This window comes from Acinetobacter sp. UBA6526, from assembly GCF_002434875.1.
Classification (GTDB): Bacteria; Pseudomonadota; Gammaproteobacteria; order Pseudomonadales; family Moraxellaceae; genus Acinetobacter; species Acinetobacter venetianus.
The window spans coordinates 1-13,707 of record NZ_DJLC01000216.1 but is presented as its reverse complement, the minus strand read 5'-3'; the positions used below and the strand labels follow the sequence as shown (position 1 = coordinate 13,707).

24 protein-coding genes are annotated in these 13,707 nt (G+C 40.0%); 22 read left to right on the top strand and 2 right to left on the bottom strand.

Going from position 1 to position 13,707, the window contains the following annotated elements:
- The 20 genes from B4237_RS14810 to rplQ form a co-directional block, all read left to right on the top strand.
- A partial coding sequence (locus B4237_RS14810; protein ID WP_286943757.1) for a ribosomal protein L16 occupies positions 1-188 on the top strand: 188 nt, incomplete at its 5' end.
- A complete protein-coding gene (gene rpmC, locus B4237_RS14805) occupies positions 188-385 on the top strand; it encodes a 50S ribosomal protein L29 (protein ID WP_000849927.1) in 198 nt (65 codons plus the stop codon). The genes B4237_RS14810 and rpmC, both read left to right, overlap by 1 nt.
- Entirely contained in the window at positions 382-639 is a 258-nt protein-coding gene (rpsQ, locus tag B4237_RS14800; RefSeq protein ID WP_004641057.1) for a 30S ribosomal protein S17, read from the top strand. The genes rpmC and rpsQ overlap by 4 nt, the downstream gene beginning before the upstream one ends.
- A 92-nt stretch (positions 640-731) precedes the next feature.
- Entirely contained in the window at positions 732-1,100 is a 369-nt protein-coding gene (rplN, locus tag B4237_RS14795) for a 50S ribosomal protein L14 (protein ID WP_004657680.1), read from the top strand.
- 9 nt (positions 1,101-1,109) lie between these two features.
- A complete protein-coding gene (gene rplX, locus B4237_RS14790) occupies positions 1,110-1,427 on the top strand; it encodes a 50S ribosomal protein L24 (protein ID WP_004877618.1) in 318 nt (105 codons plus the stop codon).
- Between the two features lie 15 nt (positions 1,428-1,442).
- On the top strand, positions 1,443-1,979 hold the full coding sequence (gene rplE, locus B4237_RS14785; protein WP_004877617.1) for a 50S ribosomal protein L5: 537 nt from the start codon (positions 1,443-1,445) through the stop codon (positions 1,977-1,979).
- 9 nt (positions 1,980-1,988) lie between these two features.
- On the top strand, positions 1,989-2,294 hold the full coding sequence (gene rpsN / locus B4237_RS14780) for a 30S ribosomal protein S14 (protein ID WP_004877616.1): 306 nt from the start codon (positions 1,989-1,991) through the stop codon (positions 2,292-2,294).
- Positions 2,295-2,305: 11 nt separating this feature from the next.
- Complete coding sequence (gene rpsH / locus B4237_RS14775; RefSeq protein WP_007480533.1) at positions 2,306-2,701, top strand: 30S ribosomal protein S8; 396 nt, start codon at positions 2,306-2,308, stop codon at positions 2,699-2,701.
- Positions 2,702-2,714: 13 nt separating this feature from the next.
- Positions 2,715-3,248 (top strand): 50S ribosomal protein L6, encoded by a 534-nt coding sequence (gene rplF, locus B4237_RS14770; protein WP_004877614.1) that lies wholly within the window; start codon positions 2,715-2,717, stop codon positions 3,246-3,248.
- A gap of 14 nt (positions 3,249-3,262) precedes the next feature.
- Positions 3,263-3,613: a 50S ribosomal protein L18 gene (gene rplR, locus B4237_RS14765; protein WP_004641044.1), complete on the top strand. Its 351-nt coding sequence runs from the start codon at positions 3,263-3,265 to the stop codon at positions 3,611-3,613.
- Between the two features lie 2 nt (positions 3,614-3,615).
- On the top strand, positions 3,616-4,113 hold the full coding sequence (gene rpsE, locus B4237_RS14760) for a 30S ribosomal protein S5 (protein ID WP_004657688.1): 498 nt from the start codon (positions 3,616-3,618) through the stop codon (positions 4,111-4,113).
- Between the two features lie 6 nt (positions 4,114-4,119).
- Positions 4,120-4,296 carry a 50S ribosomal protein L30 gene (rpmD, locus tag B4237_RS14755; RefSeq protein ID WP_000849088.1) on the top strand — a complete coding sequence of 59 codons (177 nt, stop codon included), beginning with the start codon at positions 4,120-4,122 and terminating at the stop codon, positions 4,294-4,296.
- A 3-nt stretch (positions 4,297-4,299) separates the two neighbouring features.
- Positions 4,300-4,740 carry a 50S ribosomal protein L15 gene (rplO, locus tag B4237_RS14750; RefSeq protein ID WP_004877613.1) on the top strand — a complete coding sequence of 147 codons (441 nt, stop codon included), beginning with the start codon at positions 4,300-4,302 and terminating at the stop codon, positions 4,738-4,740.
- Positions 4,741-4,785: 45 nt separating this feature from the next.
- The gene (secY, locus tag B4237_RS14745) at positions 4,786-6,105 is read left to right on the top strand and encodes a preprotein translocase subunit SecY (protein WP_171061810.1); all 1,320 of its coding nucleotides are present in this window, start codon (positions 4,786-4,788) and stop codon (positions 6,103-6,105) included.
- Positions 6,106-6,126: 21 nt separating this feature from the next.
- Complete coding sequence (gene rpmJ / locus B4237_RS14740) at positions 6,127-6,243, top strand: 50S ribosomal protein L36 (RefSeq protein WP_000867907.1); 117 nt, start codon at positions 6,127-6,129, stop codon at positions 6,241-6,243.
- A 107-nt stretch (positions 6,244-6,350) separates the two neighbouring features.
- Positions 6,351-6,707, top strand: coding sequence for a 30S ribosomal protein S13 (rpsM, locus tag B4237_RS14735; RefSeq protein WP_000090815.1), 357 nt, complete (start codon positions 6,351-6,353; stop codon positions 6,705-6,707).
- Between the two features lie 19 nt (positions 6,708-6,726).
- Entirely contained in the window at positions 6,727-7,113 is a 387-nt protein-coding gene (rpsK, locus tag B4237_RS14730) for a 30S ribosomal protein S11 (protein ID WP_001040166.1), read from the top strand.
- Positions 7,114-7,125: 12 nt separating this feature from the next.
- A complete protein-coding gene (gene rpsD / locus B4237_RS14725) occupies positions 7,126-7,752 on the top strand; it encodes a 30S ribosomal protein S4 (protein ID WP_004877611.1) in 627 nt (208 codons plus the stop codon).
- Between the two features lie 18 nt (positions 7,753-7,770).
- Complete coding sequence (locus tag B4237_RS14720; RefSeq protein ID WP_004657700.1) at positions 7,771-8,778, top strand: DNA-directed RNA polymerase subunit alpha; 1,008 nt, start codon at positions 7,771-7,773, stop codon at positions 8,776-8,778.
- Positions 8,779-8,796: 18 nt separating this feature from the next.
- Positions 8,797-9,162, top strand: coding sequence for a 50S ribosomal protein L17 (gene rplQ, locus B4237_RS14715; RefSeq protein WP_004641032.1), 366 nt, complete (start codon positions 8,797-8,799; stop codon positions 9,160-9,162).
- Positions 9,163-9,293: 131 nt separating this feature from the next.
- On the opposite strand, the gene B4237_RS14710 is transcribed toward rplQ, so the two are convergent.
- The gene (locus tag B4237_RS14710; RefSeq protein ID WP_278595301.1) at positions 9,294-9,830 is read right to left on the bottom strand and encodes a hypothetical protein; all 537 of its coding nucleotides are present in this window, start codon (positions 9,828-9,830) and stop codon (positions 9,294-9,296) included.
- 391 nt (positions 9,831-10,221) lie between these two features.
- Here B4237_RS14710 and B4237_RS14705 point away from each other — a divergent pair, with 391 nt between their 5' ends.
- Positions 10,222-11,715: a flavin-containing monooxygenase gene (locus tag B4237_RS14705; RefSeq protein ID WP_004877609.1), complete on the top strand. Its 1,494-nt coding sequence runs from the start codon at positions 10,222-10,224 to the stop codon at positions 11,713-11,715.
- Positions 11,716-11,839: 124 nt separating this feature from the next.
- Complete coding sequence (locus tag B4237_RS14700) at positions 11,840-12,340, top strand: DUF2059 domain-containing protein (RefSeq protein WP_278595302.1); 501 nt, start codon at positions 11,840-11,842, stop codon at positions 12,338-12,340.
- Positions 12,341-12,392: 52 nt separating this feature from the next.
- On the opposite strand, the gene B4237_RS17660 is transcribed toward B4237_RS14700, so the two are convergent.
- Entirely contained in the window at positions 12,393-13,637 is a 1,245-nt protein-coding gene (locus B4237_RS17660; RefSeq protein ID WP_349679992.1) for an N-acetylneuraminate synthase family protein, read from the bottom strand.
- Positions 13,638-13,707 lie beyond the last annotated feature (70 nt).

Genomic DNA, 13,707 nt, shown 5'->3' with positions numbered 1-13,707 from the left:
AAAAACCATTAGAAGTTCGTATGGGTAAAGGTAAAGGTAGCGTGGAATACTGGGTTTGTCAGATCCAGCCAGGTAAGATCCTGTACGAAATTGAAGGTGTTAACGATGAGTTAGCGCGTGAAGCATTTGCTTTAGCTGCTGCTAAACTTCCGTTTAAAACCACTATCGTGACTCGGACGGTAATGTAATGAAAACTAAAGATCTACGTGAAAAATCGGTAGAAGAGTTGAAGGCTTTGCTTGATGAGCAACAGCTTAACCAATTCCGTCTTCGTATGGCGAAAGCAACTGGTCAATTAGGCAAATCGCATGAAGTGCAAATTGCTCGTAAGACAATTGCTCGTATCAAGACACTCCTTACCGAAAAACAGGGGAACGGACAATGAGTGAAAAAACAGTCCGCACGTTAACCGGCAAAGTTGTAAGCGACAAAATGGACAAGTCTATTGTTGTGCTTATTGAACGCCGCGTTCAACACCCGTTGTATGGCAAATCAATCCGCCGTTCAACTAAATTACACGCTCACGATGAGAACAATGTTGCTAAAACTGGCGACTTAGTGACCATCAAAGAAAGCCGCCCAATTTCTAAAACTAAAGCTTGGACTTTAGTGGAAGTAGTTGAAGCTGCTGCTGAGTAATTAGACGTTCTTGTTGCATCATCGGACAATTTCGAGTACTCTTTGAGCCTTTCGAAATTGTGACCGGTGATGCTCGGTTTTGGAGTAGGGCAATGATTCAAACCGAAAGTATGCTCGACGTAGCAGACAACAGTGGTGCACGCCGCGTACAATGTATTAAAGTACTTGGTGGTTCACATCGTCGTTATGCTTCTGTTGGCGACATTATTAAAGTTACTGTAAAAGAAGCAATCCCACGCGCACGTGTTAAAAAAGGTGACGTGATGAATGCTGTAGTTGTTCGTACAAAATTCGGCATCCGTCGTCCAGATGGTTCAGTTATTCGTTTCGACGATAACGCAGCTGTTATTTTGAATAACAACAAAGCTCCGATTGCTACTCGTATCTTCGGACCAGTGACTCGTGAACTTCGTACTGAACAGTTCATGAAAATCATTTCATTGGCTCCTGAAGTTCTATAAGAGGCAATCATGGCTAAGATTAAAAAAGGCGATCAAGTAATCGTGATCGCAGGTAAAGAAAAAGGCAAACAGGGTACTGTTTTGTCTGTTTCTGAAGATCGAGTTAAGGTCGAAGGTCTTAACTTAGTGAAGAAGCACCAAAAGCCAAACCGTGTAACTGGCGCTGAAGGCGGTATCGTTACTCAAGAGGCTACGCTTCATATCTCAAACGTGGCAATTTTTAATGCTACAACCCAAAAGGCTGACCGTGTTGGTTACCAAGTGATTGATGGCGCGAAAACTCGTGTTTATAAATCAAATGGTGAATCAGTGGCGGCAGCGAAGTAATAGGTTGAAAAGGCAATGGCCAGACTTAAAGCACGTTACAATGACGAACTTAAAGCGAAGTTAAAAGAAGAACTTGGCGTTAAGAACGTGATGGATATTCCACGCATCACTAAAATCACCCTTAACATGGGTGTAGGCGCAGCTGCAACTGATAAGAAATTATTAGATGGCGCTGTTGCTGACATGCAACTCATTGCTGGTCAAAAACCAGTTGTGACTCTTGCTCGTAAATCAATCGCAGGTTTCAAAATCCGTGATGGTTGGCCGATCGGTTGTAAAGTTACTTTACGCGGCGACCAAATGTACGAATTCTTGGATCGTTTGATCTCGATCGCAATCCCTCGTATCCGTGACTTCCGTGGTTTCTCTGCGAAATCATTTGATGGTCGTGGTAACTACTCTATGGGTTTAAAAGAGCAAATCGTTTTCCCTGAAATCGATTTTGATAAAATTGATCGTATCCGTGGTTTAGATATCACGATTACGACAACTGCTCGTAGCGATGACGAAGGCCGTGCGCTTATGCGTGCATTCGGCTTCCCGTTCAAATAAGAGGTCGATATGGCTAAGAAAGGTATGATTAATCGCGAATTGAAACGCGAAAAGACAGTTGCAAAATACGCTGCAAAACGTGCTGAATTAAAAGCTGTTATTGCAAATGTAAACGCAAGTGACGAAGAACGTTTCGAAGCGATGTTAAAGTTACAAGCATTGCCACGTAATGCATCTCCAGTACGTCTTCGTAACCGCTGTGGTTTAACTGGTCGTCCTCATGGTTACTTCCGTAAGTTCGGTTTAAGCCGTAACAAATTACGTGACACAGTAATGCAGGGTGATGTACCAGGCGTTGTTAAGGCAAGCTGGTAAGGAGCGACTAAATGAGTATGCAAGATACCGTTGCCGACATGTTAACACGTGTTCGTAACGCACAAATGGCAAAGAAACAAACTGTTTCTATGCCTTCTTCTAAGTTGAAAGTTGCGATTGCAAACGTACTTCAACAAGAAGGTTATATTTCAAATGTAGAAGTGGCTCAAGAAGACACTAAATCTACTTTGACTATTACGTTAAAATATTTCGAAGGCAAGCCAGTTATCGAAATGGTTAAGCGCGTAAGCCGTCCAGGTCTTCGCCAATACCGTGGTAAAGATAAACTTCCTAGCGTTAAGCAAGGTTTGGGCGTTGCAATTGTTTCTACAAGCAAAGGCATCATGACTGATCGCGCTGCACGTGCTGCGGGCATCGGTGGTGAAGTTATTGCTTTTGTTTCTTAATAGGTGATTCCTCATGTCTCGTGTGGCTAAAGCCCCAGTAACTGTACCTAATGGTGTAACAGTTACTCAGAACGGCCGGCAGGTCGAAGTGAAAGGCAGCAAAGGTACATTGTCTTTCAACCTGCATGCGCTGGTCGAGCTAAAACAGGAAGAAGGTAAACTTCAACTTGCTCCAGCTAAAGAGTCGAAAGACGCTTGGATGCAAGCTGGTACTGCTCGCGCTGTATTGAATAACCTTGTAAAAGGTGTTAGTGAAGGCTTCGAACGTAAGTTACAGCTCGTTGGTGTTGGTTATAAAGCTGCAGTTAAAGGTTCAGTTGTGAACCTTGCACTCGGTTACTCACACCCAATTGACTACGCTTTACCTGAAGGTGTAACAGCGGAAACTCCAACTGCAACTGAAATCATTTTGAAATCAGCAAACAAGCAGTTGTTAGGTCAAGTGGCAGCGGAAATCCGTGCATACCGTTCTCCTGAACCATATAAAGGTAAAGGTGTTCGTTATTCGGATGAAGTTATTCTTCGTAAAGAAGCTAAGAAGAAATAAGGCGCGAGGTTCTTATGAACGAAAAGAAACAAACCCGTTTGCGTCGTGCGAAAAGCACACGCTTGCACATTCGTGCATTGGGTGCGACTCGTTTGTGTGTAAACCGCACGCCGCGTCACATCTATGCTCAAGTTATTTCAGCAGATGGTGGCAAAGTTTTAGCGCAAGCTTCTACTTTGGATGCATCTTTACGTAGTGGTACTACTGGTAATGTTGAAGCTGCGACGAAAGTTGGTGCTTTGATCGCAGAACGTGCTAAAGCAGCTGGTGTTACTAAAGTTGCATTTGACCGTTCTGGTTTTAAATATCATGGTCGTATCAAAGCCTTGGCTGATGCTGCTCGTGAAGGCGGCTTGGAGTTCTAATCATGGCGAAAGTTGAACAAAACGAAGGTCTCGTTGAAAAGCTGGTTGCCGTTGATCGTGTAGCCAAGGTTGTTAAAGGTGGTCGTATCTTCTCTTTCACAGCATTAACTGTTGTGGGCGATGGTAACGGTCGTGTAGGTTTTGGTCGTGGTAAAGCACGTGAAGTTCCAGCTGCTATTTCTAAAGCACTTGAAGCTGCTCGTCGTAACATGATTACTGTAGACCTCGCGGGTACTACTTTACAACACCCTGTGAATGCTCGTCATGGTGCAAGCCGTGTATACATGCAACCTGCTTCAGAAGGTACTGGCGTAATCGCTGGTGGCGCTATGCGTGCTGTTCTTGAAGCTGCAGGTGTACATAACGTACTTGCTAAATGTTATGGTTCTACTAATGCTGCTAACGTAGTAAACGCAACTTTTAAAGGTTTGCGTGATATGACTTCTCCTGAGAAAGTCGCTGCGAAACGTGGTCTTTCAGTAGAACAAATTCAAGGGTAATCAATCATGAAAACGATTAAAGTTACCCAGACTAAATCTTCTTCGCATCGTTTAAAAAATCATAAACTTTGCTTACAAGGTCTAGGTCTGCGTCGTATTGGTCATACTGTAGAAGTGCAAGATACGCCTTCTAACCGTGGTATGATCAACAAAGTTTACTATATGGTTAGTGTAGAGGAATAAGCCATGACTCTGCGTTTAAATGAACTTTCACCTGCAGAAGGTGCAAAGCGTGAAAACCGTCGTCTAGGCCGTGGTATCGGTTCTGGCGTTGGTAAGACTGGTGGTCGTGGTATCAAAGGTCAAAACTCACGTAAAAGTGGTGGTACTCGTCCAGGCTTTGAAGGCGGTCAAACAGCGTTATATCGTCGTTTACCTAAATTCGGTTTCACTAGCCAAATCGCTTTGAAAACTGCTGAAGTACGCTTGTCTGAGTTAAATAAAGTTGAAGGCGACGTAGTTAGCCTTGAAACTTTAAAAGCTGCGAATGTTGTTCGTCGTGACCAAATTCGTGCTCGCATCGTGCTTTCTGGTGAAATCACTCGTGCATTCACTGTACAAGGTGTTGCGTTGACTAAAGGCGCTAAAGCAGCTGTTGAAGCTGCTGGCGGTAAAGTCGAGGAGTAATCTCGAGTGTCTATGACTCCTAGTTCTTCAGGTCATGTTAACATGATGAAAGGTCAGCCATTTCATGTGAAATATCGTGAAATTATCCGCCGATTAATGTTCTTGATTGGCGCGTTGTTGGTCTTTCGACTAGGAGCGCATATTCCGTTGCCGGGTATTGATAATGTAGCGCTAGCACGGTTTTTTAAAGCTAATGAAGGTACCTTCTTAGGTTTATTTAACATGTTCTCTGGCGGTGCATTAGAACGTATGTCGATTCTAGCGCTTGGTATCATGCCTTACATTTCTGCATCGATTATCGTGCAGTTAATGTCTACGGTAGTTCCTTCGCTAGAAGCTTTGAAGAAAGAAGGCGAGCAAGGCAAACGTAAAATCAATCAATACACACGCTACGGCACTTTGCTACTTGCACTTGTGCAAGGTGTAGGGATGTGTGCAGGCTTGATCAGTCAAGGTATTACCTTAACCTCAGGCCTTGCATTTTATATTCCAGCTGTAACTTCTTTAGTTGCAGGCACAATGTTTTTGATGTGGTTGGGTGAACAGATTACCGAACGTGGTGTTGGTAACGGGATCTCAATGATCATTTTTGCAGGTATTGTTGCTGGTTTGCCAAACTTGGTGATTCAGTCATTTACATCTGTACAGAATGGTCAAGGTAGTTTAATTGGTTTAGCAGTATTTGGTTTATTATCACTAGCTGTTTTAGCTGCGATCGTGTTTATTGAAAAAGCACAGCGTCGTATTCCAGTAAACTATGCTCAGAAACAACAAGGTCGTCGTGTATTTACTGCACAGCAAACACATTTGCCATTAAAGATTAATATGGCAGGTGTTATTCCTGCGATTTTCGCAAGCTCATTGTTATTATTTCCAGCGAGCTTGGGTCAATGGTTAGGTAGTGCTGATCCAAATGCAGGGATTGTAAAACGTAGTCTGCAAGACTTGGCATTGGTATTATCGCCTGGACAGCCGTTATATTTAATGCTCTTTGGCGCGTTAATTATTTTCTTCTGTTATTTTTATACGGCACTTGTTTTTAGTCCGAAAGAAGTATCAGAGAATTTAAAGCGCAGTGGAGCTTATGTGCCTGGTATCCGCCCAGGTGAGCAAACGGCTCGTTATTTAGATCATATTCTTAACCGTTTGACGTTTATTGGTGCAATTTACATCACTGTTGTATGTTTAATGCCAATGATTCTACAAAGTTCATTCGGTATTCCATTCCATTTGGGTGGAACATCGTTGCTGATCGTAGTTGTTGTAGTGATGGACTTTATGGCGCAACTTCAAGCGCACTTAACTTCGCATCAATATGATAATCAAACGTTAATGAGAAAAACGACTGCTCATCCTCAGGGATAAGCGCACTTAGAGGTTTTCATCATGAAAGTACAAGCTTCTGTAAAGAAAATTTGTGGTAGCTGTAAAGTTATCCGTCGTAATGGGGTTATTCGCGTAATTTGTAGCGCAGAACCTCGTCATAAGCAGCGTCAAGGTTAATTTAATTAAGACCTGTTGATTTCAGTAGGCTAATTAGGTTATTATCCGCCCCTCAAGATTTTTGTGGGGCGGTTGATTATCTTAACTGCCTTTTTGGAGAAAATTGAATGGCTCGTATTGCCGGTGTAAACATTCCGGATAACAAGCATGCTGTTATCTCTCTCACGTATATTTTTGGTATCGGTCGCCACACTGCTAAGAATATCTTAGCTGCTGTAGGTATCACTGAAACTACAAAGATTCGTGAATTAGATGATGCTCAGCTTGATGCGATTCGTGCAGAAGTTGCTAAGGTTCCGACCGAAGGTGATTTACGTCGCGAAATTTCCATGAACATTAAACGTTTAATGGATTTAGGCTGCTACCGCGGTCTTCGTCATCGTCGCAGCTTGCCTGTTCGCGGACAACGCACCAAAACTAACGCACGTACCCGTAAAGGTCCGCGCAAACCGATTAAAAAGTAAGATTTCTGGAAGCTAAAAGATGGCTAAAGATACTCGCACACGCAAGAAGGTCACTCGTACCGTCTCTGAAGGTGTTGCACACATTCACGCGTCTTTTAATAACACCATTGTAACGATTACCGATCGTCAAGGTAATGCATTGGCTTGGGCTACCTCAGGTGGACAAGGCTTCCGTGGTTCACGTAAATCAACTCCGTTCGCTGCTCAGGTAGCTGCTGAAGTTGCTGGTAAAGCAGCTTTAGATTACGGTTTGAAAAACCTAGACGTCCTTGTAAAAGGTCCTGGTCCAGGTCGTGAGTCTGCGGTTCGTGCATTAGGCGCAGTGGGTTATAAGATTAACAGCATTACCGATGTGACTCCAATTCCTCACAACGGTTGCCGTCCACCTAAAAAACGTCGCGTGTAAGGAGAAACATTCATGGCTCGTTATATTGGTCCAAAATGCAAACTCTCTCGCCGCGAAGGGACAGACCTGCAACTTAAATCTGGCGTTAAACCATTTGACGTCAAAACTAAAAAAGCTAACAAAGCACCTGGTCAACATGGTCAGGCACGCGGTGGTAAGCAATCTGAGTACTCACTACAATTACGTGAAAAACAAAAAGTACGTCGTATGTACGGTGTGTTAGAGCGTCAATTTAGTAATTACTATAAAGAAGCAGCTCGTGTTAAAGGCGCAACAGGTGAGAACTTGTTGAAATTGCTTGAAAGCCGCCTTGATAACGTAGTTTATCGCATGGGTTTTGGTTCTACACGTGCAGAAGCTCGCCAGTTAGTAAGTCACCGTTCTATTACTTTAAATGGTCGTCGTGTAAACATTGCGTCTATTCAAGTTAAAGCGGGCGATGTAATTGCAGTTCATGAAGGTGCTAAGCAACAATTGCGTATTAAAAATGCAATTGAGTTAGCTGCTCAACGTGGTACCCCAGCTTGGATGGAAGTTGACCATTCTAAGTTAGAAGGTACGTTCAAAGCTGCACCAGATCGTTCTGATTTACCTGCTGAAATCAACGAAAGCTTGATTGTAGAATTGTATTCTAAATAATCCTTGAGGTAGCAATAAATGACGCGTACTGCAAACGAGTTTCTAACTCCGCAAGCGATCAAGGTCGAAGCGGTGAGCGGGACCTCGGCAAAAGTGATTCTGGAACCTTTGGAGCGTGGCTTTGGTCATACTCTAGGCAATGCTTTACGTCGCATTCTATTGTCTTCTTTACCTGGCGCTGCTGTGGTTGAAGTGGAAATAGAAGGTGTCGAGCACGAGTACAGTACTTTAGAAGGCTTGCAGCAGGACATCGTCGAGCTCTTGCTGAACCTAAAAGGATTGTCTATTAAGCTGTTCGATCAAAATGAAGCATATTTAACATTAGAGAAACAAGGTGCAGGTGATGTAACAGCTGCTGATCTTCGTTTACCTCATAATGTTGAAGTGGTTAATCCTGATCATTTAATTGGTACTTTGAGTTCAACTGGTTCATTAAAAATGCGCCTTAAAGTTGCTCAAGGTCGCGGTTATGAAACTTCTGACTCACGCTTCCCAGAAGGTGAAACACGTCCAGTAGGTCGTTTACAGTTAGATGCTTCATATAGCCCGATCAAGCGTGTTTCTTACACAGTAGAAAATGCTCGTGTGGAACAACGTACCGATCTTGATAAGTTAGTGATCGATCTTGAGACTAACGGAACTGTTGATCCTGAAGAAGCAATCCGCAAAGCGGCAACAATCTTGCAACAACAAATTGCAATCTTTGTTGACCTTCAGAAAGATCAAACTCCTGTTGCTCAAGAACCTCGCGAAGAAGTTGACCCAATTTTGCTTCGTCCAGTAGATGATCTCGAGCTTACTGTTCGTTCTGCTAACTGTTTGAAGGCAGAAAATATTTACTACATTGGTGATCTTGTTCAACGTACAGAAGTTGAGTTGTTAAAAACTCCTAACTTAGGTAAAAAATCGTTAACAGAGATCAAAGATGTTTTGGCATCGAAAGGTTTACAACTCGGCATGCGTTTAGAGAACTGGCCACCAGCTAGTCTCCGTATGGATGACCGATTTGCCTATCGTAGCCGTTAATTAAGTAGGACTATCACCATGCGTCATCGTAATAGTGGTGTGAAATTAGGCCGTACAAGCAGCCACCGTAAGGCGTTGTTCCAAAATTTAACGAATGCTTTAGTTGAGCATGAGTTAATTAAAACAACTTTGCCTAAAGCGAAAGAACTTCGCCGCGTTGCTGAGCCTTTAATCACTTTAGCTAAAAACGATACAGTAGCAAACCGTCGTTTAGCGTTTGCTCGTACTCGTTCTGCAGCAACTGTTGGTAAATTATTTACCGTTCTTGGCCCTCGTTACAAAGAGCGTAACGGCGGTTATCTACGTGTTCTTAAAGCGGGCTTCCGTGCAGGTGATGCTGCACCGATGGCTTACGTTGAACTTGTAGATCGTGAAGTAAAATAATACTTCTATACAAGAGCAGCTCAGTTGTTCAAAAAGGTCGGTGTAATAACCGACCTTTTTTATTGCTAGGATATTGTGCGAAGTGATATTTAAAAGGGCTGTATGGTCTATTTAAATGACTTAATTACGTTTCAATGATCTCTTTCACTAGGGGGCAAGTAGATTAGGAAAGCTTCAATGAACTGATCTGAATGTTCTGCTGAGTATGCTGTTCTATAGTTTGTTTCAATCTCCACAGGAATAATTTCACCAGCTTGACTGCTATCTTCTGTATATTCAAGATAGTGCCTGTCACCTTGAAAATAAAAATTATATTGGTTTTTGACCGAATCTAATCTATCACCTATTCCTAGTAAGCCTAATAATTTTCCTTGATACCCCTTTGCTACATAGATGAATTCTAATTTTTTGGTATTTGCATTGAATGTTAGAGTGACGGTTTTATTCCAATAACAACATATTTCATTAATGGACTGTTCCCATGGTAGTATTAAATTCCGATATAAAATCAGCCACTTATCTTTCTCATAACAGAGGTTTTCAGATTCATTATAATCATGAATGATTTGATAATCGGATATTGCTCTAAAAGTGTTGAAATCTAATCCTAAGTTAATTCCAGCAGCAGATTTTGCAGGTATGATTTCGGCAGATAAATTTGGAATCAATTGCTTATACTCTATTAACAGCTTGTTTTATAACATTATGATTGCTAAAGGTTAACTCGATGCTTTGTATGTGAGTGTATTGAGCTTTCTATTTACATCAAAATTTTATAACAAATTATTTATACATTCATTGTGGTTAACATATTTTTCATACTTTACACATATTACTTAAATTAAGTTTTTTGGTTATACGGAAAAAATGAATTTTTCTTAAACTCTGATCCTTTAATAAATTGCAAATCCAAGCAAAAATCTCAGGATTTTTTACACTCTCTTTTTCTAAAAATGTCCCGAAGTGACATGAAAAAACCGATGAATGACTAAACTTGACATTGTGTATTGTCAAATTTGTGCTTTAATAAAGTCATGGTTTATACAGGGTATAAAAAAAATGGAAAAGCAAGTTGATGTATTGATTATTGGTGCAGGTATCTCTGGGATTGGGTTAGCTGTGCATCTCTCTAAAAACTGTCCACAACGCAAATTTGAAATCTTAGAGCGTCGTGAAAGCTTTGGTGGAACTTGGGATTTATTCCGCTATCCTGGTATTCGTTCTGATTCGGATATGTCAACGTTTGGTTTTAACTTCAAGCCATGGGCAAAAGACAAAGTATTGGCAAGTGGCGCTGAGATCAAAGGCTACTTAAGTGATGTGATTAGTGAAAATCAGTTAAAAGACAAAATTCACTTTGGTCATCGTGTACTTTCTGCGAACTATGATTCTACAAAGAAAAAATGGTTAGTTGAGATCGAAGATAACAACAAGAAAAAACAAACGTGGTCTGCAAACTTCGTAATGGGTTGTACAGGGTACTATAACTACGATCAAGGTTATGCACCTAAGTTCCCGAAACAAGAAGATTTCAAAGGTCAGTTTATTCATCCACAGCACTGGCCAGAAAATTTAGATTACACAGGTAAAAAAGTTGTGATCATCGGTAGTGGTGCAACTGCAATTACTCTTGTGCCTTCTATGGTTAAAGGTGGTGCAGGGCATGTGACGATGTTACAACGTTCACCAACGTATATTGCGACGATTCCTTCTATCGACTTTATTTATGAAAAAACACGTAAATTTATGTCTGAAGAAACGGCTTATAAATTTACTCGTGCACGTAATATTGGTATGCAACGTGGTATTTATGCACTAGCGCAAAAGTATCCAAAAACTGTACGTCGTTTATTGTTGAAAGGTATTGAGTTGCAGTTGAAAGGTAAAGTGGATATGAAACACTTTACTCCAAGTTACAACCCTTGGGATCAACGTTTATGTGTTGTGCCAGATGGTGATTTATTCAAAGCATTGCGTGAAGGTCAAGCAAGTGTTGAGACAGATCAAATCGAGAAATTTACCGCAAATGGTATTCAACTAAAATCTGGTAAACATTTAGAGGCTGATATTGTGATTTCAGCAACTGGTTTAGAGATTCAGATTTTAGGTGGTGTCCAAGGTTCAATTGATGGCAAACCAATGAATACATCTCAACATATGCTTTATCAAGGCGTTATGGTGAGCGATGTGCCTAATATGGCAATGATCATTGGTTATATCAATGCGTCATGGACTTTGAAGGTTGATATTGCTGCTGATTATATTTGCCGTTTGATTAATCATATGGATAAAAATGGTTTTGATGAGGTGATTGCACACGCCGATCCTTCACAGCGCGAAAATGACACCATCATGGGTAAAATGTCATCTGGTTATATCGCCCGCGCAGCGGATGTGATGCCAAAACAAGGTAAGCAAGCACCTTGGAAGATCACAAATAATTACCTTGCAGATCGTAAGGAGTTAAAAGATGCTAAGTTTAATGATGGTGTTTTAGAATTCCATAAGCGCGGTGAGCAAACAGCAAACCGTAAGCCAAAATTAGTATCATAATTTTTGCTTGAATGATTTGAAACCCTATGCATGGCATAGGGTTTTTTATTTGTGCTCAGGGTTTAAATCTTAGAAATATCGCGTATATTGAGCACATTAGAAAATTTATATTAGGGATAATACGATGAGAAAAATCATCATTTTGGGGACTATCTTACTTAGTACATTCAGTTATGCTGATGATGTTAAACAAAAGACAGCAATTGCTGAGAAGTTAGTTTCGGTTGATGGTACTGAACAAGGACTTGAAAATACGGATAAAATGATTCTTGAACAAATTCGTATGCGCTTACCAAAAGATATGCCAGCTGATTTTTTCACTGATTTAACTAAAAACTTAAATAGTGAACAACGTAAACAATTTATTGTTCAGCGTTATGTGGAAACGTTTAGTCAGAAAGAGTTACAAGCCGCTTTAAACTTTTATCAGTCAAATGAAGGGAAGGCTTGGGCAAAGAAAGCAAGTGAAATTGGAGGAGAGGTTGCTCATTTCACAACGCAAAATGCTCGTAATGCGTTAAACACTACCATGCAAGAACATGTTGAGAATCCTACTGTAAAACAACTCATGGCTCGTATGAACCCAGCACCAGTAGCTGCGGTAGAAAAAACTGAACAGAAATAATCAATCAAAAAAGGGATCATAATGATGATCCCTTTTTTGATGTTGTTTAGTTTTATAGAGTACGAGAAATGAGTTCTTTCATGATCTCATTGGTACCCGCATAAATACGGTTGGCGCGATTATCGATATATGCGCGAGCAATTGGATACTCAAGCATATAACCATAGCCACCGTGTAGTTGTAAGCAGTCATCTACAACTTTTGAGAACATATCCGAAATCTTATATTTAGCTGCTGCGGCAGCATCAACACCTAAACTTTCTTCGAGTTGTAGCTCCATACAACGGTCTAAATAAGTACGACAAAAATCGATTTCTGTACGTAACTCAGCTAATTTAAAGCGTGTATTTTGGAATGTACCGATTGGTTTGCCGAATGCTTTACGATCTTTAGTGTATTGAACAGTATGTGCAAAAGCTGCTTCAGCACCTGCTTGGCAAATAATCGCAACTAACATACGTTCCCAAGCAAGTTCTTTCATCAGCATCATGAAGCCCATGCCTTCCATACCAAGTAGATTTTCTTTTGGTACACGAACATTGTCAAAGAACAGTTCGCAAGTATCTTGACCTTTCATCCCGATTTTATTTAAAGGTTTTCCTTTACTAATTTTAATTGGTGATTTTTTATTTATTATCTTTAAGAAAAAAGATGCACTTAAACCTTTATCTGGTCTAAAAGTCTTAATATTTTTTTTTGTAAATTTTTCTCCAGGATTTATATCTGATATAGCATAGATAGATCTTCTAAAAATTTTATTTTTCATTTCAGATTTTGATCTTAAATAAGTATTATTTTTAATTAATTTATAAAAATTATCTAAATCTTTTTTAAAGTTGGCTATCTCATTTTCATTTAGTGAAAATCTAGAATCTACTGATTTAATATTTTTTAAACAAATATGCTTCTCAATAACTTCTGCACCTTTAATAATGGACATGCAAGATAAAAATGATCCAATTGTATGGTCAGATAAACCAATTTTTACTTTAAATTTTTTTTTTATAATTTCTAAGTTATTAAGACTAAAGTCATTTATGTTAGATGGATAATTACTTACACAATATAATAGTGCTATATGTTTAGTGCCACCTTTAATCATCAAATTGTAAGCACGATCTATCTCTTTTAAATTTGACATTCCTGTAGAGATTATCACTGGTTTTTTAGTTCTAGAAATCTCCTCAATCAAGGGTAAATCTGTAATTTCAAAAGATGCAACTTTATACATTTTACATTTTAGTTTCTCTAAAAGATCTACCCCAGACTTATCAAATGGAGTACTGAATATTTTTATTTTCTTTTTTTTTTGCTCCCAGATACGGAAAAATTAAATTTAAAAAAATATTTTTTTTGTTATTCATTAA